Here is a 23,774-nt window from a genome sequence, read left to right as displayed (position 1 = left end):
ATGCGGGAATAGCTCAGTTGGTAGAGCACGACCTTGCCAAGGTCGGGGTCGCGAGTTCGAGTCTCGTTTCCCGCTCCAGTTTCTCCGGCACTGCTTAGCGGCGGGGCAGGAAAAGAAAATCCAGGCTGAATCGTGAGGTTCATGTTCTGGTGCACTGAAAAGTGTTGTGTGTCCCCTTCGTCTAGTGGCCTAGGACACCGCCCTTTCACGGCGGTAACAGGGGTTCGAGTCCCCTAGGGGACGCCAAATGCGGGAATAGCTCAGTTGGTAGAGCACGACCTTGCCAAGGTCGGGGTCGCGAGTTCGAGTCTCGTTTCCCGCTCCAAACGTAAGATAAAAAAGGGACCTCAGGTCCCTTTTTTTTCGTCTCGATTTCACCCCGATACAACCCTGTGCTAAAGCCCCTTGTTCAGGGGCTTGCACGGTTCAACGGTAGTGAACGGTGAAGTTCAGCGCGCCAGCGGCCACGCCAGGTGTCACCCGGGCCTCGGTCTGCACGTAGCGGGCATTGAAATGCAGCACGGTTTGGCCAATATCCAGTTCCTTGATCAACTGCTCGGACTGCAGGGGCATCGCTGTGGTGTTGTCGCTGCGCAGTATCTGGATGCCGACGCCGTCGGCGCTGCCTGATCCCGGGAGTATGCTGAACACGCCTTCGGTGGGGTCGATGGGGACTGAGCCTTGGCTGGTATCCAGCATCAGATGGATATCCGCACGCTTGGCACCTGGGGCACTGCTGTCCACGCAGTTGTTGAGGGTGATCTGGAATGGAACGGAACTTAGGGGCGTGCCGACGCCCTTGAAGTCATCGATGCTGTATTCCCCCATGTTCACAAGGCCGGGATTCACTTGGTTTCCTGCCAGGGAGCACTGTGCGCGGGTGATGGTGGCCTGGACCTTGTAATCCATGACTTTGCCTAAGTCATGGATGAAACCATGGAACACCTCCACGTCGACTTCTTGCGGCCCTGGGTCGATATCGCCAATCTTGATGAAGCTGGCCTTGCCGCGGATTGCGTCCAGTGGCAGGCCAAACGAGGTCGGCCTGGTCATGGTCCCGGTGTAGGGGATGCCAGTGCCTGCGTCGGGCGTGAAGGTATTGTCGGCACTGCCATTGAAGGGGTAGCCAAGATCGATGGCAACGCCCACGCCCTGGATGTTGGTCTGCATCACCATGCCATCCACGTTCTTGTTGCCCATGAGGGGCAGGCTGCCGACGAACGGTGGTGCGCTGTTGGGCAGCTTGGCAGTGACTGGGTTGGCTGCGTTATAGAAGCAGGTCAAGGTCGCCCCTTGGTCATTTTTTGCGTATAGACTGGCCTCGCCGATGAGCGTCCCGACGGGTGCATCGCGCGGGATCGAAAAACTGACCTTCTGGTTTTTGAAGGTCATGTAGGTTGCGCTGCCAGCGCCCCAGCTGCAGTTGGCCTGCGCGCTGGTCGCCACCAGCCAGGGCATGAGGTTGCAGAGGGTCAAGGCAAGCAGGCGCAGGCGGCGGGTGTGGGGCGGGGTCATTAGGCGTGTTCCTGTGAGTCGTCGGCAGATGCCGGTTTGGTGTCGTCAACCGATACGGGCAGGCATTGCAGCGTTTGCATGCGGAAGCCATCGAGCAGTGGCAGGTTTTGCGGGTTCACTGCCACCTGGCAGTGCTGATTGCCGTCGTCCTGCCAGCGTACCGTCAGGTGTTGCGGACCTTGCTGGGTGCTTGCCAGCAGGGTTTGCCCAGCCTGGCCGACCACGGCCAGTGACTTGCCTTGCGCATCGCTGACGTCGGCGCCGAACGGCAGTGGGCGGCCGTCGGGGTGTTGCAGCGTGAGCACCATGCGCACCACCCGGCGTGCGTCGAAGCGGGCCTTGACCACTGCACCTCGGCGTGGAACCACTTGCTGGCTGCCATTGTCGATGACCACTTCGGGGGGCAGTTGGTCGGTGTCGAGTACCAGTGAATTGACCCGATAGGGGCGCAGGTATGGGACCAGCAGGTATCCATCGGCATCTGTCCGTGTCGAAGTGGCATTCTGCATGCCGAGATCGGCGACGTCGGGTACGTGTACAAGCGCCGTGGTCTCCCCCATGTAGCTGCCGAAGGTGATGCCGTCGGCATGGGCCAGCATCGAGCCACTGGCGTTCAGCGACAGGGTGCGATAGTTGCTGCCCTCGCTGTAACCTACGCCATAACTGGCCTGGCTGCCCTGGTAGGCAAGCGATAGGTTGCCGCTCTTGCGGTTGTTCTGGTCGTTGGCCAGTGCCGCATAGTAACTGAGGCGGTCATCCAGCAAACCGCCTTGCAGGCTGGCGCGCTCGCTATACTGGCCGTTGACGCGTTGCAGGTCGAAACGGGTGGTCTGCCGGCGGCCGAAGTCCAGTGGCAGGCTCAGGCTCAGCCCGAACATCCTGCTGTCGGTATTGCGTTCGCTCAGTGATTGCGAAGCGAAGAGATTGACCCCGAGGTCACCCAGGCGTGTGTTGTACTGCAACTGGAACTGACGACGCTGGTAGTCGCTGCGCCAGTAGTCCTCTTGCGACAGGGTCAGGCTCAGCGAGCTGCTTTGGCCCATGGTCTGGTATGCCGAGGCTTCCAGGCGGCTGCGCCGGCTACCGGCAAACCGCGAAGCGCCATTGCGTTGCAGAACGGCTTCGTCAAAGTCGCGGTAGCCTTCGGTGGAGTAGCGGTAGCCGGCAAAGCGCAGGCTGGTGCGGGTCTGGAAACTTTTACCATAGCGCAGGGCAACGCTTTGCCCCTGCACTTGCCCCAGCGAACCACCCAGGTCGGTGCTCGCCTGGGTGACGTCCAGCGATAACGCACCCAGGTCAGCGAAGTCGCGGGCCGCCCCCAGTGCGTAGGCGCGATAGTAGTCACTGGCCAGCAGGCCGCCATAAAGCGTGCTGTTCCAGGTGCCGCCGCGGGCCAGGGTGGTTTGCCAGAACCCTGGCTTGTCGAGGTGTTCGGCACCGTTGTAGCGGCCAGCGGTGCCCGTATAGCGCCACACCCCTTCGCGTAGCAGGCTCCCCAGCGATGAATAGGGCTGGATGAAGCGGCTGACCTGCCCATCGCTTTCGGTCACCACCACCTCCAGCTCACCGTGACCGGCACCGACGCTGAGGTCGTCGATGGCATACGGTCCCGGGGCTACATAGCTGGAATAGATCGGGAAGCCGTTGCGCAGCACTTCGATCTTCGCCCGAGTTTGTGCAACACCGCGGATGACCGGAGCATATTGCTGCAGGGTATCGGAGAGCATCTCCTGGTCGGAGGCCAGGCGCACGCCAGAAAAAGCAAAGCTGCGAAATACATCGCTGCCGGTAAAGGTTTCGCCCAGGGTGAGGTTCGCGCGCAGGCCGGGCAGGTCACGCTGGGCGTAGGTGTCGCTGCGGCTCCATTGCCGTGTACCGTCATCGCCCTGGCGCAGTGCCTGTTGGCTGCGCAGGCGCCAGGCACCCAGGTTGATCCCACTGTTCAGGTAGAGGTCTTGGCTGCTGGTGTTGCGCCCTTCGCGCAGGCTGCTGTGCTGGGCCGATACCTGATAGTTGACGAACGCTGCATTGATGCCCGCGTCCCAGCGCTCTTGCGGCACGTTGCCCGAGCGGTCCTGGCGCAGGGCAACCTGTGGGATCGACAACGACAGGCGCAGCTGCGCCGGGTCGAAGTCGACACTGGCCTGCGGGATCAGGGTTGCCAGGTCGACACAGCTATCATCCTCGGGCAGGGCTGTCTCAAGCGCTTGCTCGCGCAGGTCCAGGGCACGCAACACGTCGCCGGTCAGGCAGGGTTGCAGGCCACTACCATTGGCTGCGGCATGGAACTCCAGCTCCCGCTCTTCGATGGGGGCAAGGTTTACCAGCAGGGCAACGCGATAGCGCCCTGCTGGTAGCGGCGTATGTGCAGCCAGGCTCTGCAGCGCCACCGCCCCGGCATCCGTCGCCTGGCCAGGGGGTTGGCGCATGAAGCCTGCCTGGAACGTGACAGGTGAGGTTTCGGCAAGCGTGGAGGTGGCGGGTGCCAAGGTCACAAAGGCACCCAGCAGTGGCGAAAGCGGGGCAAGGCGTAGGCGTGATGGCAGGTGCCTGCGCCGATCGAGTCGAGGCATTGGGGGGTCCTGAGCTGCGCTACCGGTCAGTGCCAAGGCAGTACCGGTGGGGTGGCTGTGTTGTGTAGCGAGCAGCGGCGCAGGGGTGCTTCAAAAGACGGTGTACGCCGAGTTCGAGGGCGCTAGGTTAGGCGGGGCGGGGGTGAGGTAATGTAGGAAGAGTCTTCAGTGTCTGGCGGAGTAATCAGCGTGAGCGAGGGGTAATGCATTGTGGGAAGGTTCCCGCTGCGTTGCGCAGCGGGAACTTGGTTGGGGTCAGTCCGCAGGTCATTAATCTAAATATCTAAAGTATCCGGAACGTATACCTTTTCCTGGTTCTGCCCACTCGAATGCTCTCGTAAAATCCGGTGGACCCTTCAGCCAGACAGGTGAGGACGGCGTTGAAGTGCCAGACGATTGACCAGAATTTTGGGTTATCTCAGCGAAGTTTTCCCCGCGGGAATTGTTGTTCGAGGTACGGCTCGTGACGGAGTTGGAACGGGTGGGGTTAGGTGAATTCCGAGAAGTATTCGAAGAGTTAACCACCGACCTGTTAGAATTTGTTCTGGTCAAGATCCTTGGGCTGTTACTTCCCCTGGTAGCCGATATCGAGGCTCGGGAGAGCATACCCCCACCGGCAGGAGATGCGTTTGCCACTGGTGCGAGATTGCCCCCCTGTTTGATGATACCTGCGTTCATCTCGCCCATGTTTTTGAGCGCTGCGCTTATTCCACTCGTTCTGGCGGCAGCCGCTTTGGCCGCGTGGAGCGCCGCTCTGGTAGCCTTGATCCCGACCCCCGAAGCGAAACCGCCCGCAAAGGAGAGTCCAAAGAGTATGTATTGCAGGTTCTGGTCCTCATCATTGTTGACGGCGATATAGATCTGTCCAGCGAACGCGAGGCCGTTGGCGGTGACACCCGCGACCCCCAAGGTGAACTTAGGGAGTAAACTAAGACTCAATGGCGCCGACCACGGCATGAAGTATACCGAAGCGAGAAATATCGCCCCGGCTACGGCCACGCCTATCCACGCACCCCAAGGCGCTTTGGGCTTCTCGGGCGGGTCGATATACGATGGTGGTACACGGTCAGGAGGGATGCCTTGGACACGGTGCCCGGTAGGGTCGCGCCAGTTCACCGGGTTGCCTAGGGCGTACAGGTAGGGGTTGATGCCTGCTTCCTCCTGGCTTAGCGAGTCTGGGCTGTGGAAGCGCATCAGTCCTGGGTTGTACGCACGATAGCCGCTGCCGAGCAGATACCAGCCAAGCGCTTCCTCGCGGGCTTCGCCGTTGAACGCCAGCAGGGTGCGCATGCCGTTGTCGGCAGGGCGCTCGCCATAGACGCTGTAGTTGGCGTGGCGGGTACCCTGGGCATCGGTTTCGCTGACCACGCTACCGGCGATATCGCTGTGCAGCAGCCGTGTGGCCTCGGGGGCAGCCGGGTATTGCTGAACGCCCAGGGGCTGGATGCCGCTGTACAGGTATTGGGTCAGGACATCGTTTTCCAGCGTGCTGTCCAGCTGATGGCCGAGGAAACGGCGATGTACCTGGCGGCCGTCGGCATGCCGCGATGCCAGCAATTGATCATGCCCGTCGTACTGGTACTCCACCAGCGTGGTTTTGCCGTCGACATCGATAACCCGTTGCAAACGGCCAAGGGTGTCGTACTCAAGCTTGCGGCCAAGTTCGTCATTGAGCATGTTGCCTTGCTCGTCATAGGTGAACGTCTGCTCTTCGTCGAATGTCTGCTCCTCTTCGAATGCCTGCCATTCATAGTCGAAGGCCTGTTGGGCGGTGTAGCCCTCGAACAGGCGATAGCCAACCTTTTCCAATTGGAAACTGCCATCCTCTTTGTAGGTAAAGTCGGCTCTCTCGCTGTTGCCATCGGCAAACTCGGTGGCGCGACGGGTTAGCCGGTCCAAATCGTCGAGGCGGAACAGCTGGACACTGATCTGGCGCCCTTTGGTGTCGCTGGGCAGGTCCTCGCCAGTGCAGGTGTACTGGACCAAGCGATCGAGTTCATCGTACTCGAAGGTTTCCTTGCGCACCTCCTTTGCGTCCCGAACCAGCGTACGGCTATAGAGCAAGTCATTGTCGTACCATTCCAGGCTCAACACTTGTTCTGCAGCGCCATTTACGGTCAGCGTGCGTGTTTTCTCACGGCCCAGGGCATCGTATGTCTGGGTGCACAGCACGCGGCGATCGGCATTCCCGCCGTCACGGGTTTCGGTGCTGCACAGCAAACCCTGGCTGTTGTACTTGAGAACACTGTGCAGCGCCCCTTGGCTGATGCTGTTTACGCGGCCCTCGGCGTCATAACCGTATTCGCACTCGTGGCCATCGGAGTGCTTGCGAGTGCGTATCCTGCCTTGAAGGGAGTGTTTGTAGTCACTGTGGTGTTGCTCTTTGCCACCGACCATCCAGGTGTCTTTAGCCAGGTAGCCCTCCTGGGTGTATTCATACCCGTGTCGGCCATTGCCGTTGTCGGCGCTCGATATCTGCGCGGTGGTCTTGTCGTAGCCGAAGATGGCCTGCGTAGTGGAATGCCGTTGCCCTGGCACTTCGATACTGGCATCCAGCATGGTGGGTTGTTCAGTCAGCTGCGGCAGGTAATTGTATTGGATGACGCGCTTGCGGTTCTTGTCTTGTGCGTAAGCCGTACGCTTGTCGATCAGCAAGGTCTGCGTCACGTAGTCGTAGTCCTCGATCCGTGGGCCGATCTTCACCTGTTTCAGCCTGCCCAGGCCATCGTAGCTGCGGCTGAATACCGTTTCGGCGGTGTCGCTGCCCGCTTCTTGCACTTCCAGCCTGGTGGTGAGTTCCTCCACGCTGTACCCGACGAAGCTACGCAGCAGCGCGCTACCGTTCGGGCGCACGGTTTTGTACATGCGTCCCCAGACGTCATAGCTGAATTTGCGGATGCGGGGTACTGCCTTGCTGCCCGGTGTGGTGGAGCTGAAAGTGTCCTGGGTGCAGCGGCCAAACCCATCGTAGACGTAGTCCGTGCGGCCGACTTGCACCGGTGGTTGACCTGGCTCTTCGATCTGGCGGTACTCGTAGGATGGTTTGTTGAAGGCATTCAGCTGGCTGACCCGCACATTCTGCCTGACGCCCGGTTGGTCCCGGGTTTCAATCCACTCGGTGACCAGATCGCCGCCTACGCCGAACGGTGTGGAGTCCGTGAACTCCGTGACGCCATCCGAGCGGAATACCTGGCTGCGTGCACCCCAGCCGTCGTAGCCATAGTCATAGGTCGTGGTGACGTCGGGCTGTTGCGGGGCCTGTGCGCCGGCATCGACAGGTGGGTAGTCGTAGAGCGTCTCGCGGGTGAGGCGGCCTGCCGAGTCATAGCGTGACGTCGATAGCGTGCGCGTCAGGCGCGTTGCTGGGTCGCCAGCAACGATGACCTCGCGCTCTTCCCTGATCGGCCGGTTCAGGCCGTCGTAAACCACCCGTGTGATCACCCCTTTGGCGTCAGTGACTTGGTCATAGGAGCGTTTTCGTCCCTCATCGATGAAGAATCGGTAGGCGTAGCTACGGGTGGCCTGGTAAACGCTGTCGGGCGCCGTAGTGTGCTCTATCAGGCGGTTCAGCATGTCGTAGCGGAAGCGGCTCACCACGCCATTGAGATCTTCATCTTCGACCAACTGGCCACTAAGGATCGACTGCGCGGCGCGGGTCGTCGTTTCGAGCGTGCCGCCGGGTGCTTTGTAGGTTTCTTTGGTCTGCAGCCAGGTAGGATTACCGTCGAGATCATTGGTGATCTCATAGCGCCAGGCGGTACTGGCCGAGAAACCGTTCATGCTGAACTCATGCTTGTCGGTGCGGCCATGCAAGAGTGGATTTTCAGGCATGTTCAGGTAGTAGCGGTGATTACTGTGCAGCAGGTGTTCTGTTTCTGCTTTCTGCCCGCCAGCGCGTGCCTCGATCTTGACCTCGAAGGTGTCCTCGTTCTCCAGTGCCAGCCAGTGGTTGGGCAGTTGCTGGGATGTGGCCTGGGCCAGAGCGGGTAGTTTGACGTACCGATAGCGGTTGCGCTTGATCGGAGCAGCATCCAGTGAGCTGTCGGCCACGGGCGCCGGGTAGACCGTTTCACATTTCAGGTTGCGCACAAAGCCTTCTGGGTCTTCCGGGCAGCCTTCGCATCCATTGGAGTAGTACTCGCGTACCGTGCGTATGCCGTTGGCCTGAATCTCCTCGGTCAGGTTGCCAAAGGTGTCGTACAGGGTCACCAGGGTTTCATCGCGGCGCTTGTTGGAGTTGCCGTCCAGCGTCCAGGACTTGGTCACTTGGTGGGGCAACTGGAAATGGTTGGGCTGAGCCTTGAAGTTCAGATTGTCTACTTCGTGGTACTTGGTCGTGACGGTTTCGATGCAACCCTGTTGTTGGGTGACCTGTTCGGTCAGGAGATGAAAGCGGTTGAAGGTGCGTGTGACCGTTCGCAGCACTTGGTCGCCCAGGTGGTGGTGTGCTGTGGACTGATAACGGAAGGTGGGATCAGGGGAGTCGTAGAGAATGTCTAGACCCGTGTCGGACCAACTGACGCCGGCACCATTGCCCAGGAAGTTGTTGTTGCTGAACGCGTAGGTGTTTTTCAGGTAGGTGGTATCGTCCAGCGGGTCGGGCTGAAGGATGTGTTCGGTGGCGTAGGGCAGGTATTTGCCTTCCACCCCTGGAAACGCATGGCCGTCCACCTTGTACCTAATCGTTTCGATGCCACCGACGGGGTTTTCCAGGCGGGTCAGGTAGTACAGGGTATCGTTATCATAGGCGACGTAGTCAAACTGCCAGGCTGCTTTGTCGGGGCCCGGCAGGTTCACACTTGTCAGGTGACCACCTTGCAGTCCCAAGGTAAACCGGGCATGAGCCTCGGTGCCCGGGTTTATATCTACAAGTACCTCGGCGTTGCCGGTGTAATCAATGCGCAGTAACACGCGCTTGCTGTCATCGCTGATCGATGTCAGGTGCGGCGTGGTCTTGTCTGGTGCGTAGTGCAGGTTGATGCCATGCCCTGACGGCGCCAGTACCCGTACCGGCACTGCCCAATCATAGTTGGCGTCGCGTGGTTCGAGGATTTCGGTCAGGCCCGACTTGTGCGCAATGCGAAAGCGTTTCTGTTCGCCCTCGCTGATATCGCTGAAGTGAAAACTTTCCAGCTTACGCTCCGCGATGACGGCAGCCTCCCCAGGACCATTGTTGTCGACCTTGAATCTTTCACCGCTGTGCAGGTTGAGCATGCCGCTGGAGACGGTAAAGCGCGTCAGTTTCAGGCTCCAGCCAGTACCGAACCCCGTCTTCTCGTTGTTCATCGGGTTGAAATTAAGCTGCAACGGCAGGTCGGGACCGCACAGGTTATTGGCGTTAAGTGTTGGCAGGTCGATGCTTAACGCATATTGGCCGGTGCGCGGGTCGACACTGCCTTGAACGAAACTTGAAAAGTTGAAGGCGTTGGAATGCACGGACATGACATTATTCTCGCGAAGTGGATGGGAGGCCAGGTTGTTTCGAAAGGGTGACCTCAATTTTTTTTAGTGAATCGCGGCTCGCTGTACCGGTTTTTTCCATGACCTCCACGCCCAGCCCTTCCTTGATGAAGGCGTTGTTATCGTAAGTTCTCGCGTAGTAGTCAATATCGTTCGGCTCCAGGCCGGCCGGGTGGTGAGTGGTCTTGAGTTTTACTGACCAGTTATAGCCACTCAATGTAATGATTGAGGCGGAAGGTATGTCGGAGAATTGGATTTTACGTGGCTTAGAAAGCGTCACGTTGAGTGTGAATGTTTCGCCATATTTTTCCGGGACGATTAATTCGTTAAAGTCTTGGTCCGGGTCGGTAACCATTATAATGCCCGACTGGAGGGGGGCACTTTCAGTGTTCATACTGGTCGTCTCATGTCAGCGTGTGGATCGGGTGTGCCGCAGCTGGAGTGCCCGCGACATCCATGAGCGAAAGTGATGCGCATAGGCCTCACGTATTCGCATACAGGCTAGGGGGGCTTTCTCTGGCGCGCACCTAGCAGTTTTACCAGTTGTTCGACCGATCCGAGCAGGGCTATAACTTTGCTGAAATATGTTGCTGGCAGACGAGGCCCAAGGGTTCCAGGGCGTAGCGTTCAGCTGGCACTCCTACAGTCGCCCATGCGATGGCGTCGACGTATTCGTCCTGTTCAAATTGGCAGGTTGATCAGCGATTGCGACGTTTCAGCGTAAAGGGTAATTAACCTGAGGTCGCTTGACATGAGTGGGCTGAAAGCTGCACCCGAGAAGCCGCATATCCCTGATTTGAATGAACGTGATGAGATAGATCTGGATAAATTGGGTGCCGATGCATTGGTTGTGCGTATTAAGTACACGGGTATGGATGGCGCAGATACTGTAAGTCCACGCTGGATAGGGGCTAACCCGGGCGGTGATGCTTTCGATGATACAGGCGCGGGGTACCCGGTCGACCCGATAGATGGGGTCGAGGTAAAGATCGATAACGCAACTATCCGAGGCGCCGCTGGCGGATGGGCATTTCTGTCCTACACCGTATTCCCATCCGGTGGCAACCCGCTGGAGTCACTTCGGCAGTTTTGCTATGTGGGGGTGCGCCCGCAAGAGGGAGGCGAGACGCTAGCGGTGCTACAGGCGCTGCCCTCGCACGGCTTGGTCATTCAGCCCCGCAAGCTCCCCGTCGGTGGTGTGATGACAGTGCTTGTCGCTCCCTACCAGGCCATGCAGCCGGGAGACAAAGTCCATCTCAAGGTGGTCGGCTATGACGAAGATGGGGTTAAAGATGATGATTGGTCCAGGACGCTGTTAGTCGATGAAGACCATTTCGATAAGGAAGCCCTATCGGCCACCGTTCCAAAAAATTTTTTCAGCTTACTGGAAAAGGGCCATGCAGAGGGGTCTTACAGCATTGAATTGAAGAACGGCAGCAAGCTCGATTCGCCTGTCCAACGCTGGGAAATCGACTCGGGCGCGACTTTGCCCCAGCCCCTTGAAAAGCCTGCCATCGATGGGTATGCGGAGGGCGAACCGCTGGAGCCGGCGAAGCTCCGCTCGGGCGTGACGATCCGGGTTCCGGTGTACCCTTCGATGGCGTCGTCTGACCGCGTTGTCATGCATTGGCGCAGCCCGGTGGGGGACCTGATCCAGTCGGTGCGTGTCGATCCCAGCACCATGGAGGCGGCCTCGATCCCTTTTCAGGTTTCTGGCGAAACCTTGGCGGCCAATGGGGGCACGACGGTGTGGTTGAGCTACCAATACGGCCGACCGGGCGAAAGCCTGAGTTCGAGCGAGTTGCAGGTAGAGATACTGCCAATGCGAGAGGCGCTGGTGGCGCCTGATATCAGGGGTGCCAACCCGGATGCAACGCCAGATTGGGGAACGATGGAGGCGCTGTCTGGTGTTGACGGCGTATATGTTGTAGTGCCCACCGGCGTTGTCGCGCCTGGAGAACGCGTGCAGGTGCATTGGATGGGGCATTCCGAATGGGGCCAATACGTGGCCAAGGAGCCGGCGAGCACAGATGACCCGTTGCGTTTTTTCATCCCGGCGCAGTATGTCGTGGCGAATATGGCGCGGGGTGACAAGGATGAATCCAGGCGTTTCAAGGTGTTTTACCGGGTGATCAACGAAGCGGATGAAGCTGATTATTTCGACTCGGTGGCCTACCACCTGCGAGTAGCGCCACTGCCACATGAACAGTTGCCGCAGATTATCTGCAAGGGTGTCGTTGGTAAAGAGCTGCCGCTCTCGGAAGTGCCTGAAGACGGTGCCGACCTGGAGCTGGGAACTTGGTACTTCATTGCTGAAAAGCAACTACTGACCTTGTCGATCGTCGGCGTGACGGCAGAGGGCGAGCAGGAATACGTGTTTCACGATGCTGTCGAAGTCTCCCCGGGGGAAGTCGAGACCGGGGTGAAGGCGAAGTTACCCAAGGACATATTGAAGCGGCTCATCGTGGGTGATGGCTTCACGTTGTATCCACGGCTCAGCTATGACGGTGGAATTTACTATACGCCCTTCCGTGTTAATAACTTGACGTTAGTCGACTAGTCTCAAATTGTCGCGCATCAAGCGCTGGTGTTTTGTTTCCAGCGATGACAGGCGCTGAGTGATTTTAAGTAAAGCGCTGTCAACAGGTTGTTTTGTTGTAATGCTGTGCGGGCACACTGCTGTGCAGTCTGTGATGCACCTTTCTTGTTTCTAGAGTTCAGAGGGTTAAATAAATGCCTAGGCCTACACTTGCTCAATATTTGCAATACCTTGGAGAAAAGCCCCAGACGAAAAATTGGGGGGCTATACTGGTTTATGATCGTTTTAAAACCAACATGCTGTTGACCCAGGAACACATCGAGCGTTTCGACGGTAGCCATTGGCTAAGACCTATCAACCTGCGTCATCTAAGCGAGACGGGTAGTTATATTGATCTGTCGGAGCTTACCTTCAGCAAACCCAGCTTGACCTTCGTTAACTCGAGCATTGGTAGCTCTGATGCGCGGTTGAGCCTGCGTATGATTGGCGGCACCATCAAGCATCTGCGGGAAAAGTCAACCGGTGATACCTTGGAAGTGTTGAGCATCTCTCGGGTCGATCCACTGACCGCCCCGTACGTGCATATGAACATCTCTCTCAAAGAGAGCAACGGGGGCAACATTAATGACAAGGGGCGGGTGACACTGAACTTGGCCGAGGGTACGGCCTATACGTTCGAAGTGTTTGCGTGGAAGGACTTGAACGACGACGTGGGTAGAGCTATTCGGAGAGAGTTTGAAAGCAGGGATGTGGAAGAGCAGGTATGGGAACTGAACACGCTCGCGCCAGTGGAAGGTGAATTGAAGCCGACTTTCTTCTCGGTACGAACGCACTCGCTGGCCAAGGCCGGCCAGACGGTCGCGAGTACTGACCCGGACGAACTTGAAGAGGGGGCGGTACTGGTTGGCGTGGCCTTCAATGGTGGGGCGGTCGGTGATTGGCCAGCGAACGATAAAGGTTTTCCGTATTTACTGCCGCAACCCCCAACTGGCGAGGCGTATACGGCAAATATCATTTTGCACAATGCGGCGTGGGCAAAAGACCTCGTGGCCAAGATGATAAAAAAAATACCCGAATTCAGTGGAATTGAGCCGACGTATGAGGAATCTGCAAATGGTTTTATTGTGCGGGCGAATTATGGTGAGTTGAAGGCCAATATTCCTGAGTTCGTGTTTAATGACCCGGGTGCGACGCTCGACTATGGGCGGCTTTCCCCCTTTAGTCTAGCGAGTGAGGGTAATGAGGGCTCGTTTAGTTTTGAAGAGGGCAAAATAAAATTCAGGTGGCAGTGTCATGCGCCGGTTGAAGTCAGGTGTTGTTTTACTTGGAGTTCGGTGCATACGTGTGGGGAGCGAGAACCAGTTTTCATCTTCACCTTTGAGAAGGAATATTTGCTCAGCATCGAAAGCGAAGGTCCGAATAAAGGTAGGGTGACCATTGTACCCGGAGAGAAAAGTCTTCGTACGGATATTGAGCTTGACGACGATACTGATGTGAGAGGGATGTTTTGGGGGTTCACTACCGATCGTTGTGCCCCTCACGTCAAACCACCGATGGAAAAAGCATTTGAGAAGTTTACTTCCGCCATCGAAGAAGTCGGGGCCTCGATTGATGTACTGCGTCTGAACGGGTTGCTGTTCCGCAGTGAACAAGCGGTTCAACCCGTTTCCGTGCATGCCCCCGGCGACCTGTCGTTGCTGGGTACCCTGGCACCGAAGTTCACCGCCTTTGCCATTGAACCTCTAGAGGTATCGATTGGGGCCGGTGCAAGTCAGGACTTCGTCCTGACGACTCCCCCCAACGCCCCAGTTACCTGGACTGTCAAGCCCGTGCCAGGCTCAGAGGGTGAAATAGGTTCTATCAAGGATGGCACCTATACCGCGCCGACGCGGGACAAGTTCACAGGTGCCTCGAAGCAGGTCATCGTCGAGGCCCAATCAGGCGACAGTATCAGTCGGGCATTGGTGACCGTCGTAGCTAGAAAAGTCTCGGCCTTTCCGCTTCTACAGGTCGCCAATTATTCGCCGGAGCCTCCGGCGAAACCCCGCACTTACCTGCTGATAGGTGGCAGCTTGGATGAACAGTTGCAGTGGAGCATGGGGGGCGGTGCGAAAGGCGCCTTGCGTGAGCCAAACGCCGACGACGATAACCTTGAGATTCCCCCGGGTGCGAACGCGCGCATTTATGTGTCACCGACCCATCAACCGGGTGCTGCGAACACGATTGGGCGCGTGTTGCAACTGGACACTGTGCGGGTATCCGCTGGGGGGGAGACGGACGTCTTCGATATCCTCATAGCGTGGTTCCCTGTCACTGGCGTGCTCAAGGCTACGCAGCCGGAAGAAGGAAAGCTGGCGCTGGAGCTTTGGACTCCAGGGGGAATGATGGACCCTGAGCTAATCCCGCCTGAGACGGTCGATTGGTACACCGTAAGGGGGGCGGGCAATATTGATGAAAAGACGGGTGTTTATACAATCAACGAAAAGGACAGCGATTACGTCATTCTTGCAGCGATTGAAAAGGCTAGGCCCAATGCCTGGGATTACGTCGTGCTTCCATTACCCTTCGACCCGGATTACATCGAGCAACTGAAACAGGTCAAGCAAAACACCGGTGTCAAGGAGGCTTGATCATGGCTAGCAATTCAAAGGATGACTTGCTCGCAGAACTGAGCAAGGGTGACGCCATGCACGGCTGGGGTGCGATGCTCTCGATCGGCCGCGACCGTTTCAACCAACTGTTGCAGGATCGCTTTGTCGAGGCATTCGCGACCCAGGACTTTATCGTACCGTTCAGCGGCGAATATTACGCGGATAACAACACCGAGAAGGTTGTTTTCGCGAACATCATGTTCGGCCCGCCCCAGGTGTCGTTCAGAGCGGCCAGTGGTCGGTCGGCACAGGTCAAGCTGAGCATGGAACTGATCGCCGGCAGGTGTAGCATGATTGCCGAGTATCCCGGCGAGCCAGCCTTCTTGAGGCGCAGCCATGTGCTGCAGCCGGGCATGGGCTTTCGATTCGAAGTGACCGTCGACTTGCAGGTAGTGCGGTCACGTAATGCCGACAAGGGCCAATTGGTCATCGATTGGAGTACGGTCTCCGACCCGGTCTGTAACCTGGCGGTAACCCCAAGCGCCGAAAGCACCATGGGCGCATATTTGCTGCGGCAGCTCGGGCCGCAGTTGCGCAACTGGACATTGCCGGTGGTAACGATCGAATTCCACTTTGGCTATAACGCAGTGTCCGTGGTGGATTTCACTGTTGTGGCGCAAAAGGCCCCTGAAGGGGGGGGCAGCGGCTCATCGCCTGCGGACGATGGGGCCGTGGTGTTGCTCATGCAGTTAAGGGGTGCGCTGAAGTGGGGCTATGCGCCTGCCGGGTGGCTCTACCTACTGCCGTCGAGCGGTGCCGGCAAGGGCAACTACGGTGCTTCGCTGCTGGTAAGCAAGGCTTGGGCGCCCATGATGGCCAAGTTGGCCACTGACGTGTTGTCGCAGGTGGTCTTGCCGCAGAAACATGAGATTGCGATGTCCGAAGACCACGAACAGCATGACACCATCCTGTTTGGCGATATTACACCTGGCGAGGACGCGCGTATTCTGCGGCCGGCGCTAAGTAGTCTAGGGGCTTCCAGAGACAAGCTATTCACCCTGACGGGCACGGCGCCCAGTGAATGGTCGGTGCGCAATCTCACTTACCCGCGTGCGTGCGGTGACATGGTGGCCGGGCGTTATACCGCTTCGGCCATCGACAAATTTGCCAATGACTCGCAAGTTGTCGTAGTGACGGCCAAGCTGACCGAGTCGCCCGATAGTGAAGTACGTACGGCATTAGTGGTCGAGTCCAGCGAGGCCTTGGCGATTTCACCCAGAGTAGTGCTCTGGAACAAAGGCGATCCTGCGCTCACGCTGACGGCGTCAGATGGTGAGGGCATCTCCTGGGCGCTCGAGGATGGCACCACTGACGGCTTTGAAGCGATTCCGGAGGATCCCCGCAGTGTCAGGTATACGCCGAGCGCCAAAGACGAAAAGGAGCCAGTGGAGCTGTTGCGTATAAAGGTGTCGCGCGGCGCCGACAGCGGCTATGCAACGGTGGTGATGATCAAATACTCCATGATGCTCCAGCTCGAGCCGTTCCATGTCTCGCAAATGCCACCCAGCGGGACCCAGGACTTCGCTCTTCTCGATTATAAGGCGGACTCATGGATGCTCTTCGGTAAAGGTACGCTTAAGGACGGTGTCTACACCGCGCCGGGGGCTGAGCCAGGCGGGCCGGGTGAAGTCAGCGTCGTTGTCGGCGTTGCCTACGGGCTTGGGGGGCTTGCCGTGATCGAGCACGGGCGTAACAGTGTGCAACAAATGGCCACACAGCAAGAGCGTTGGAAAGCGCTCAATAGATTTGAAGTTTTGCGTAATAACAGCAATCGTAACAAGGTCTTGGCCAATGGTTTGCAGCAGGTTGGCATCGACGTCCTTATCGAAACCAACAGTTTCGAGGGGGCTAACGGGACTGTATGGGACCCGGTGAGCGATCAGGAATTATCGACGCTGCAGCTGCTATACGAGGACGGTAGCCCAGTCTACGTCTTGCCGGCTGGTGCTGATGGGTTGGACCCTGATGAGCTGCCTGAGGAGGCAGCTGACCAGAAATGGGCAGTCACCAAGCGTCGCAATGTTCGCTACGACTACTTTCCAGTTAGCGCGGTTCAGGCTGAGCAAGACTCATTGCTAGCGCCAATCGACGCACGGCGTACCGTGACCTTCTTTGTGAACGCCCTGGAGGCCGAGGTCAGGAAGTTCAAGGCCAAGTTCCAGGATCATAACAACGGCTGGCATTACTCTGACCTCAAGGAGGGAGCCCCGGGGGTGCTCGAGCTGCAAGGGGTGCAAGTTTCCCCGCCCAATATTGACGATTACAAATTTGAGCCAAAGCGGGTGTATACCCACGATGGTAGTAATCACTCGAACGGCGACTTCTTCAACTATTGGCATTACACCACCGATTACTGGGTACTCAGAGCCCCCGGACTCGAGTTTGTCAGGGCCCGTCTGGCGTATGCATCGATGATGAAGTGGGAAAGCGAACTGATCGACGAAACCTACTGCAGCTACACAGGGTTTGCGTTCATTCCCCGTCGTGATCCGGATTCCGTATCGCCACCGAGCGGCATCACGTATGGGGCTGAACTCGAGTTGCTGGTGCATGAGGAAAAGGTGAAGTTCGAAGGCCTGGATTATGGGTTCAAGAACCATGAGTCCGTCAGTACAGGCACCCTGCTGTTGAGCCTGGATCGGGTACCGAACTTGAAATACTGGGTTGACACCGAACATACCGAGTATCGCAAGGTATTGGACAGACCACTGCTCGTAACGCTCACCGACAACTACGGCAATGCCCACCACTTGAGAATTACTTTCAAGGGCGGCGTGGACAGCCGCAACCAGTTGGTCCTTGAGGGGCAGTAAAGCCAAGTCGCCCGTTCGCGGGCGACGCACCCCAATTATCGAGTGAGTATTTACCATGACGACCCAATCCATCGTCCATTCCAATGCTTTCAACTTCCTCAGCTTCGTGCAGGGTGGCGTTGACCCGCGAACCGGGCAATACACACTGGCGATTCAGTTACCCGAACTGCCCGCCAACGACCTCAACGGCCCCAGCCTGCCGCTGCGGCTGTCCTACAACCCGATGAGCAAAGGGGATCCAGGGTTCGGAGACGGCTGGAGCTTGAACCTGAGCCAATTCACGAACCGTGGGATGCTCAACCTGCATTCTGGTGAAAGCTTCAAAGTGGACGACAACGGTCCGGGTGAGCAGGCTGTGGTGCTAGAGCGCAAAATCGACAGCTTTCATTTTGAAAATGTCAGTGAAGGTGAGCAAACGCGCTATCGCGTGGCGCACAAGACCGGTTTGATCGAGCTGCTTGAGCCACAGGCTCCCAATTACACCGTGTCCTTGCCCGTGCGGGTGCTGGCAGAGACAGGTCACGGCATCACCCTGGGCTACACGCCTGTGGACGGTGCGCCCTGCCTGGAATGGATCGTTGACGACACCAACAGGACCTTGCTGAAAATCGACTATTCCACCAGCGATGTGCTGATCGACTTGAACCCCGGGACCAAAGCCTTCGCACGTTACACCTTGGTACGCGACGGCGATGAACTGAAACAAGTCGTGTTACCCACCCCGGACAAGGCACGCTGGGAATTCGACTATCATCCGTTGCAAACTGAGTCGTGGGGCATTTTGCGTTTGTTGACCCATGTGCGAACCCCGCTCGGTGGCAGCGAAGTCATCGAATACAAGTACGATGGCCATGACTTGCCTGGCGGGAAGACGCTACCGTACGTAACGCGCCATGTCGTGAGCCCAGGCTTTGAACAGGAAGATGTCGAAACACACTATGCTTTCAGCAGCAACAATTATCTAGGTAACGGCGCCGGCGTCGATTGGGAGGATAATGGCTTCGACAACTTGTACAAGTTCACCGGGAGCGATTTTCTCTATACCTCGACGACAAGCCACTATATGAACAAGGTTGCGGTGCGCGTGGTGGAGCGCAGTTTCAACCGCTTCCATTTAATAACCAAACAGGTCACTACCCAGGACACCTGCGTCAATACCGTTACCACCACCTATCATGAGGTCGATAATTTAGGATTCTCGGCACAACCGAATAACTTCCAGTTACCCAAGACCGTGACAACCGCCTGGCGGCTGGCAGGAAACTCAAACGCTTACCGGGAGCAGACGGTCACCACTGACTATGACCCATACGGCAACCTGATACTGGAGCGGCAGCCCAATGGTGTGACAACGCACAGCACCTATTACCCAGCGGCCGCCGAGGGAGACTACCCCGGTGATCCAGAAGGCTTTGTCCGGTGGCTGAGATCGCGCACGGTGGAGCCCGCCGCCGACGGCGATGCCGGAGCAGAAACACTGCGTAGTGACTATACCTACGTCAAACTGTCCGCCCTCGACGCTGATGCCAGGGGCAAGTTGCTTCAGCATACTGAAGCACTGGTGCGAGTGCAGGGCGCCAAGCTGTTGCGCCATACCCAGACTGAATATGCAGACAGCGTTGGCGGTACGTGGCATCGTGGCCTGGTGCGAGGGCGCCAGATCAAGGCATTGCGTCATGGCCAGTCCAGGCTCGCGACCCCGCGCGACGATAAGTTGCAACATGGCCGGCCTGTCAGTGAAACGCTGAAGCTGAACGGCAAGGTTACCCATACAACCTATAACTACACCCGGGTTGAGGAGGACCAGCATCCCGTTGTGCAAACCGTGGCGACTCTGAACGGCTTCGACCATGGGCATTATCTGCCAGGTACGGGCAAGCGTCATGCGCAAAAAGTCACCACTTTGCGGCATTCGGTGTTGATCGGTGAACCGCTGCTCCATTATGACGAAAACTATGAGAGCAACGATGTGCAGATCGCTTATACCTATGACGAGCTGCGACGCGTAACAAGCGAAACCGTTGCGCCGGGTACCGAGTACACGGCGAAACGCGAGTACAGCTACCATCTGTCGTCCAATGGCAGCCAGGCTCTGCAGGTCATGGTAGACGTCAAGGGTGTTACCACCTGGAGCTATGTCGATGGCCTGAACCGCGAAGTTCGGCGGATGCGCCAGGATCCCGACTATGCGCTTACGCCAGCAGCCCAGGAAGCGCAGCGTCAGACCTATAGTGCAACGTACGATGCCCTGGGCAACCTGGTTGAAGAGGTTGAACATGAGTGGCTGGCGCTGGAAGACCTGCCGCTGACCACCCGTTACGAGTACGACGCCTGGGGGCAGCGTTGCTGTGAGGTTGGGCCGGATGGTGTGCGCAACCATGAACAAACCGACCCGATCGGCACGCAAGAATCAGCAGGGCCGATCATCACGCAGTGGCGTGAATCGGGGGATGGTAAGGTGCGCACTGGCAAGACCGTGACATGGCAGAATCTGTTCGACAAGCCAGTGCGTGTCGAGCGCTTGCGCCTTGATGGCAAACGGGAAAGCTTGCACCAGTATTTTTATGACGGCCTGGGCCGGACCTCTCGGGAAATCGATGGCCGTCAAGCGCAAACTGCCTTTGCCTACGATGAATTCGATCGACTGCTCGTGCATACCTTGGCCGATAACTCGCAGGTGGTGCGTGAGTATGCGCCGCATAGCCACGAAGACCTGCCGGTGCTGATCAAAGTGTTGGAAACCGTTAGTGGGGTAGTGGAGGAGCATGTGTTGGGCGAACAGGCCTTTGACGGCCTGAACCGTATGGTGGCGTCTGTTACCGGTGGTCGTCGGCGCTTGATGGAATATGCCCCGGGCATGCGCCAGCCGGAGTCAGTGATTTCCCCCCGTGGCGAGCATATTGTTTACAAGTATGTGCCACAGGTAGGTGAAGAGCCTTGGCAAAGGACCCTGGTTAACACCGAGGTGAATGCGGAATACGACTACGACACAAAAAATGCTCGGCTGCTCGGTTGCAAGGAAAATGGTGATGAGCTTTCGCGAGACTATTACAGTACCGGTCACCTGCGCTCGGAAACGCGTAGCCAGGGGGGTGGGGAACCGCTTCGCATGCAATACGTCCACAGCCTTGGCGGTCGCCTTTTGAGTTATACGGATGTATTAGGAGGTGTTCAATCACACCGTTACAACGCATTGGGCCAGCTCGAGGAAACCCGCCTGGGTACACTTGTCAGCCGCTTCTACTATGACGCACTGGGCCGCATCGAGTCCTACGTGACGGAAACGGAGGAACCCGACGGTAGTGTGCGTAGCCTGACAACTACCTTGGGCTACGATGAGTTCGAACGCGAGACATCCCGCATTTTTGATTTTGGCGACACGCAGCAGACGTTGACCCAAACCTACGATGCAGTGGATGCAATCGTGACTAAAACGCTTAGTGAGGGCGAGGGCACGCCGGTGCTGCGCGAAGAAAGCTACGTCTATGACGAGCGAGGCCGGTTGACCGACTACGAGTGTCAGGGTGAAGACGCCTATGTACCCGTAGACCCATATGGCAACAAGATCCAGCTGCAGCGCTTCGATATGGACGCATTGGATAACATCACCCGAGTGCGCACCCTGTTCGAGGAAGGCATGATCGATGCCCGTTATCATTTCGACAACCCTTGGGACCCCGCGCAACTGACGGGCATCACCATCAATGGGCTTGAAGATGAGCCGCGAATCATTGAGTTGGAATACGATGCCGATGGCAACCTGATACTGGATGAGGAGGGGCGTCAACTTGAATATGATGGGTTAGGGCGTTTGCAGCGTGTCAAGCTGGCGTCCGGTTCGGGTGGGGCTACCTATGGTTACGATGCGCTGGATCGGTTGGCGATGCAGGATGTACTGTGACCCTTTATCGAGGGGCTACCTGGCTTTGCAGGGGTAATGTCAAGTGGGCCCACCCCGTGGGTGAAAGGTCTTGCGCCTGCGCATAATGCTGCTTGCTTAAGCAGTTGAACCCAATCTGGGCTTTATGGAAAATCCGATACCAGCCCTCTGGTATCGGATTTTCACGTTTGAAAAAAGCATCTTTGTAAAAGCGTCAACTGACATTTTTGTCAGTTGTCGATGGGGGGGTTACGCTTTTTAATGGGTTCACCTGAGTTTGGTTGGTTTGTCGTTTTTCAACTTCTATCCAGCGGGTGAGGCTATGAACAAGCAAGTAAGCAAGTGGGCGGCAGCAGAACAAGCCCGTCAAAGCGTTCGCGGGGCCAGGGCCCGGGCAGTCGAGGTCGCGCCGCTCGATCCGCCAACTATCAAGGAATCGCTGTTGGCGGACCCAGCAGATAATACTGTGAAGAACAGCGTCTTGCTGAACCCAGCTGAAAACCTGATTATCGATCTGCAAGCTTGGGATACGTTTGCGCCGCCGGATTCTGGCCTGTTTGACACATTATATGTTTATCATACTGCGGCTACGGGTGGGCCAGAGGAAATGTTCAACCGGGAATTCAATGCCGATGATAAGCCTGGTTTTCCTTTTGCATTCACAGTTCCCAAAGCGAAGATAGAGTTGTGGGGGGAGGGTGAACACAAATTCAGTTGTGAAGTTCAGCCGTACAATGGTGGAGACAGGATAAAATCTGATGGTGAACTCAGCCTGATATTTGACCGTGTGCCTCCCTATGGCCAGGCACTGCCAGCACCCTTTACGCCAATTGCGGATGTGACGGATGCCAATATCGATAGCGTGGATTTGGCCTTCCCAGAATATGACGATTATAAGGCAGGCGATACCGTACATGTGTATTGGCTGAAAAGCGTGCCTGACGATCCATCCGAATTTAAACCTGTTGTGAGTGTGCCTGTGCAAGCTCCACCACAAGCGTTGCGAGTGCCTAAGAAGGCCATCGAAGACATGGGTGACGGCGGCGTCTATGCACTCTACCTGTTGGTGGACAAGGCAGGGAACATCAGCAAGCTCTCGCAGTATCTCCCGGTAGGGGTGGCTATCGGGCCCTTGCCCACCGGGTTGCAGGACCCTGTAGTGCCGTTGGCGCCTTCTGGTGATGGTTTGATTGACCAAGAGGATGTTTTCACCGGTGTTAGCGTGCAGATCCCTGAATTTTCAAACTTCAAGCCCACGGATGAGCTTGAAGTGACATGGGGGACGCTCAAGCTCGGCTGGCAACCGATCGGCAACGCTCCCCGCTTCCCCTTGGTCGTCAACCTGACGTCGCTGCAAGTGTGGGAGCAGTATGGTAGTTCGAGCAGCGGCGATGTGCAGACGCCCGTCAGCTATGAGCTGCGACGAGGGGCGGTCTCGGCAGGTAGCAAATCCATTGATGTGAACGTCAACCTCGAACGCATTGGGCCGGTTGACCCAAATCCGGACCCAGAATGGCCAGGGCCCGTCAACCCGAAGCTGGGGCCAGTCACGGTAACTGGTGCAATCTCAGGTAAAGCCAACGAACTGACCCCGGCCGATGAAACGCATCCTGCATCGTTGACGTTTTTGCTTGATGCTGCATTCAAAGAGGGCGACAACATTACCTTCTATTGGGGGGGGCAACATATTGCTGATGCGGATTATCCTGTAGAAAATGGAGACCCCGGCTCGAATATTACGTGTGAAATTCCCTGGGAATATATCGAGGCAGGCAAGAACGGTACCGTACCGGTTCATTATGAGATCACGCGCACTGGCATCCCAAATAAAACGGCTTCACCCTCTACCGATGTGTTAGTCAATGCCATCGTTTTGCGCCCCGAGGCACCTGCTTTCTTAGGCGGAAATACCGAAGCGCCAGTAGGCTGGCTGGGGTGTAAGTCGTTGTTCGATCCAAACGACCCCACTGACACCGTCCCATCTATTCGGGTTCAAATGCCTGATCTTGCTCAGTATGGCTTGACAGAGAGTGATACGGTGACAATGCACTGGACGGCGGTGCATGGGTACTCTGGCGACACAAAAATCCCGGGTATCGACAAGACAGAAGATATAGCCCTGACTGGCGGTAAGTTGAATGGTTTCGTCTGGCGGGTCGAGCCATATGATGTGCACATTTTACCCATTCCTAACTACAGCACAGCCATCAGGGAAGGGCGTGGTCGTGTAACGTATAGCTTCACCTTGGATGGTAAGCCGTACACCTCAGTTACCTTGGAACAAATTGTCTCCATGCACGTGCTTGGGACTGCCTGCCCACTTACGCCATGAGCAGTGAAAGG

At 57.2% G+C, this 23,774-nt stretch carries 9 protein-coding genes and 3 tRNA genes; 8 read left to right on the top strand and 4 right to left on the bottom strand.

The features are described from left to right. The first annotated feature begins 2 nt into the window (after nucleotides 1-2). The 3 genes from AC3WLP_RS23095 (at nucleotide 3) to AC3WLP_RS23085 (ending at nucleotide 325) form a co-directional block, all read left to right on the top strand. A tRNA-Gly gene (locus AC3WLP_RS23095) sits at nucleotides 3-78 on the top strand. Nucleotides 79-170: 92 nt separating this feature from the next. After that, nucleotides 171-246, top strand: a tRNA-Glu gene (locus AC3WLP_RS23090). Nucleotides 247-249: 3 nt separating this feature from the next. After that, nucleotides 250-325: transfer RNA gene (locus AC3WLP_RS23085), tRNA-Gly, on the top strand. A gap of 101 nt (nucleotides 326-426) precedes the next feature. On the opposite strand, the gene AC3WLP_RS23080 is transcribed toward AC3WLP_RS23085, so the two are convergent. The 4 genes from AC3WLP_RS23080 to AC3WLP_RS23065 form a co-directional block, all read right to left on the bottom strand. Beyond that, on the bottom strand, nucleotides 427-1,515 hold the full coding sequence (locus AC3WLP_RS23080) for a fimbrial protein (protein ID WP_014754094.1): 1,089 nt from the start codon (nucleotides 1,513-1,515) through the stop codon (nucleotides 427-429). Then, nucleotides 1,515-4,088, bottom strand: a complete 2,574-nt coding sequence (locus AC3WLP_RS23075) for a fimbria/pilus outer membrane usher protein (protein ID WP_017147842.1) — start codon at nucleotides 4,086-4,088, stop codon at nucleotides 1,515-1,517. Before AC3WLP_RS23075 ends, AC3WLP_RS23080 begins: the two co-directional genes overlap by 1 nt. Nucleotides 4,089-4,358: 270 nt before the next feature. After that, a complete protein-coding gene (locus tag AC3WLP_RS23070; protein WP_088513086.1) occupies nucleotides 4,359-9,530 on the bottom strand; it encodes an RHS repeat domain-containing protein in 5,172 nt (1,723 codons plus the stop codon). A 4-nt stretch (nucleotides 9,531-9,534) separates the two neighbouring features. Further along, nucleotides 9,535-9,942: a hypothetical protein gene (locus tag AC3WLP_RS23065; RefSeq protein ID WP_012053317.1), complete on the bottom strand. Its 408-nt coding sequence runs from the start codon at nucleotides 9,940-9,942 to the stop codon at nucleotides 9,535-9,537. Nucleotides 9,943-10,299: 357 nt separating this feature from the next. Here AC3WLP_RS23065 and AC3WLP_RS23060 point away from each other — a divergent pair, with 357 nt between their 5' ends. From AC3WLP_RS23060 to AC3WLP_RS23040, 5 genes are all read left to right on the top strand, one after another. Further along, nucleotides 10,300-12,108: a hypothetical protein gene (locus tag AC3WLP_RS23060; protein WP_088513087.1), complete on the top strand. Its 1,809-nt coding sequence runs from the start codon at nucleotides 10,300-10,302 to the stop codon at nucleotides 12,106-12,108. 173 nt (nucleotides 12,109-12,281) lie between these two features. Next, complete coding sequence (locus AC3WLP_RS23055; protein ID WP_088513088.1) at nucleotides 12,282-14,717, top strand: hypothetical protein; 2,436 nt, start codon at nucleotides 12,282-12,284, stop codon at nucleotides 14,715-14,717. A gap of 2 nt (nucleotides 14,718-14,719) precedes the next feature. After that, the gene (locus AC3WLP_RS23050) at nucleotides 14,720-17,551 is read left to right on the top strand and encodes a hypothetical protein (protein WP_088513089.1); all 2,832 of its coding nucleotides are present in this window, start codon (nucleotides 14,720-14,722) and stop codon (nucleotides 17,549-17,551) included. Between the two features lie 55 nt (nucleotides 17,552-17,606). After that, nucleotides 17,607-21,452 carry an RHS repeat domain-containing protein gene (locus AC3WLP_RS23045; RefSeq protein WP_088513090.1) on the top strand — a complete coding sequence of 1,282 codons (3,846 nt, stop codon included), beginning with the start codon at nucleotides 17,607-17,609 and terminating at the stop codon, nucleotides 21,450-21,452. A 301-nt stretch (nucleotides 21,453-21,753) separates the two neighbouring features. After that, nucleotides 21,754-23,763: a hypothetical protein gene (locus tag AC3WLP_RS23040; protein ID WP_017147839.1), complete on the top strand. Its 2,010-nt coding sequence runs from the start codon at nucleotides 21,754-21,756 to the stop codon at nucleotides 23,761-23,763. Nucleotides 23,764-23,774 lie beyond the last annotated feature (11 nt).

Source organism: Pseudomonas sp. FW305-E2 (assembly GCF_058782925.1).
Note: the sequence above shows the minus strand (reverse complement) of the source record. Positions and strands in the feature narration are given on the sequence as shown.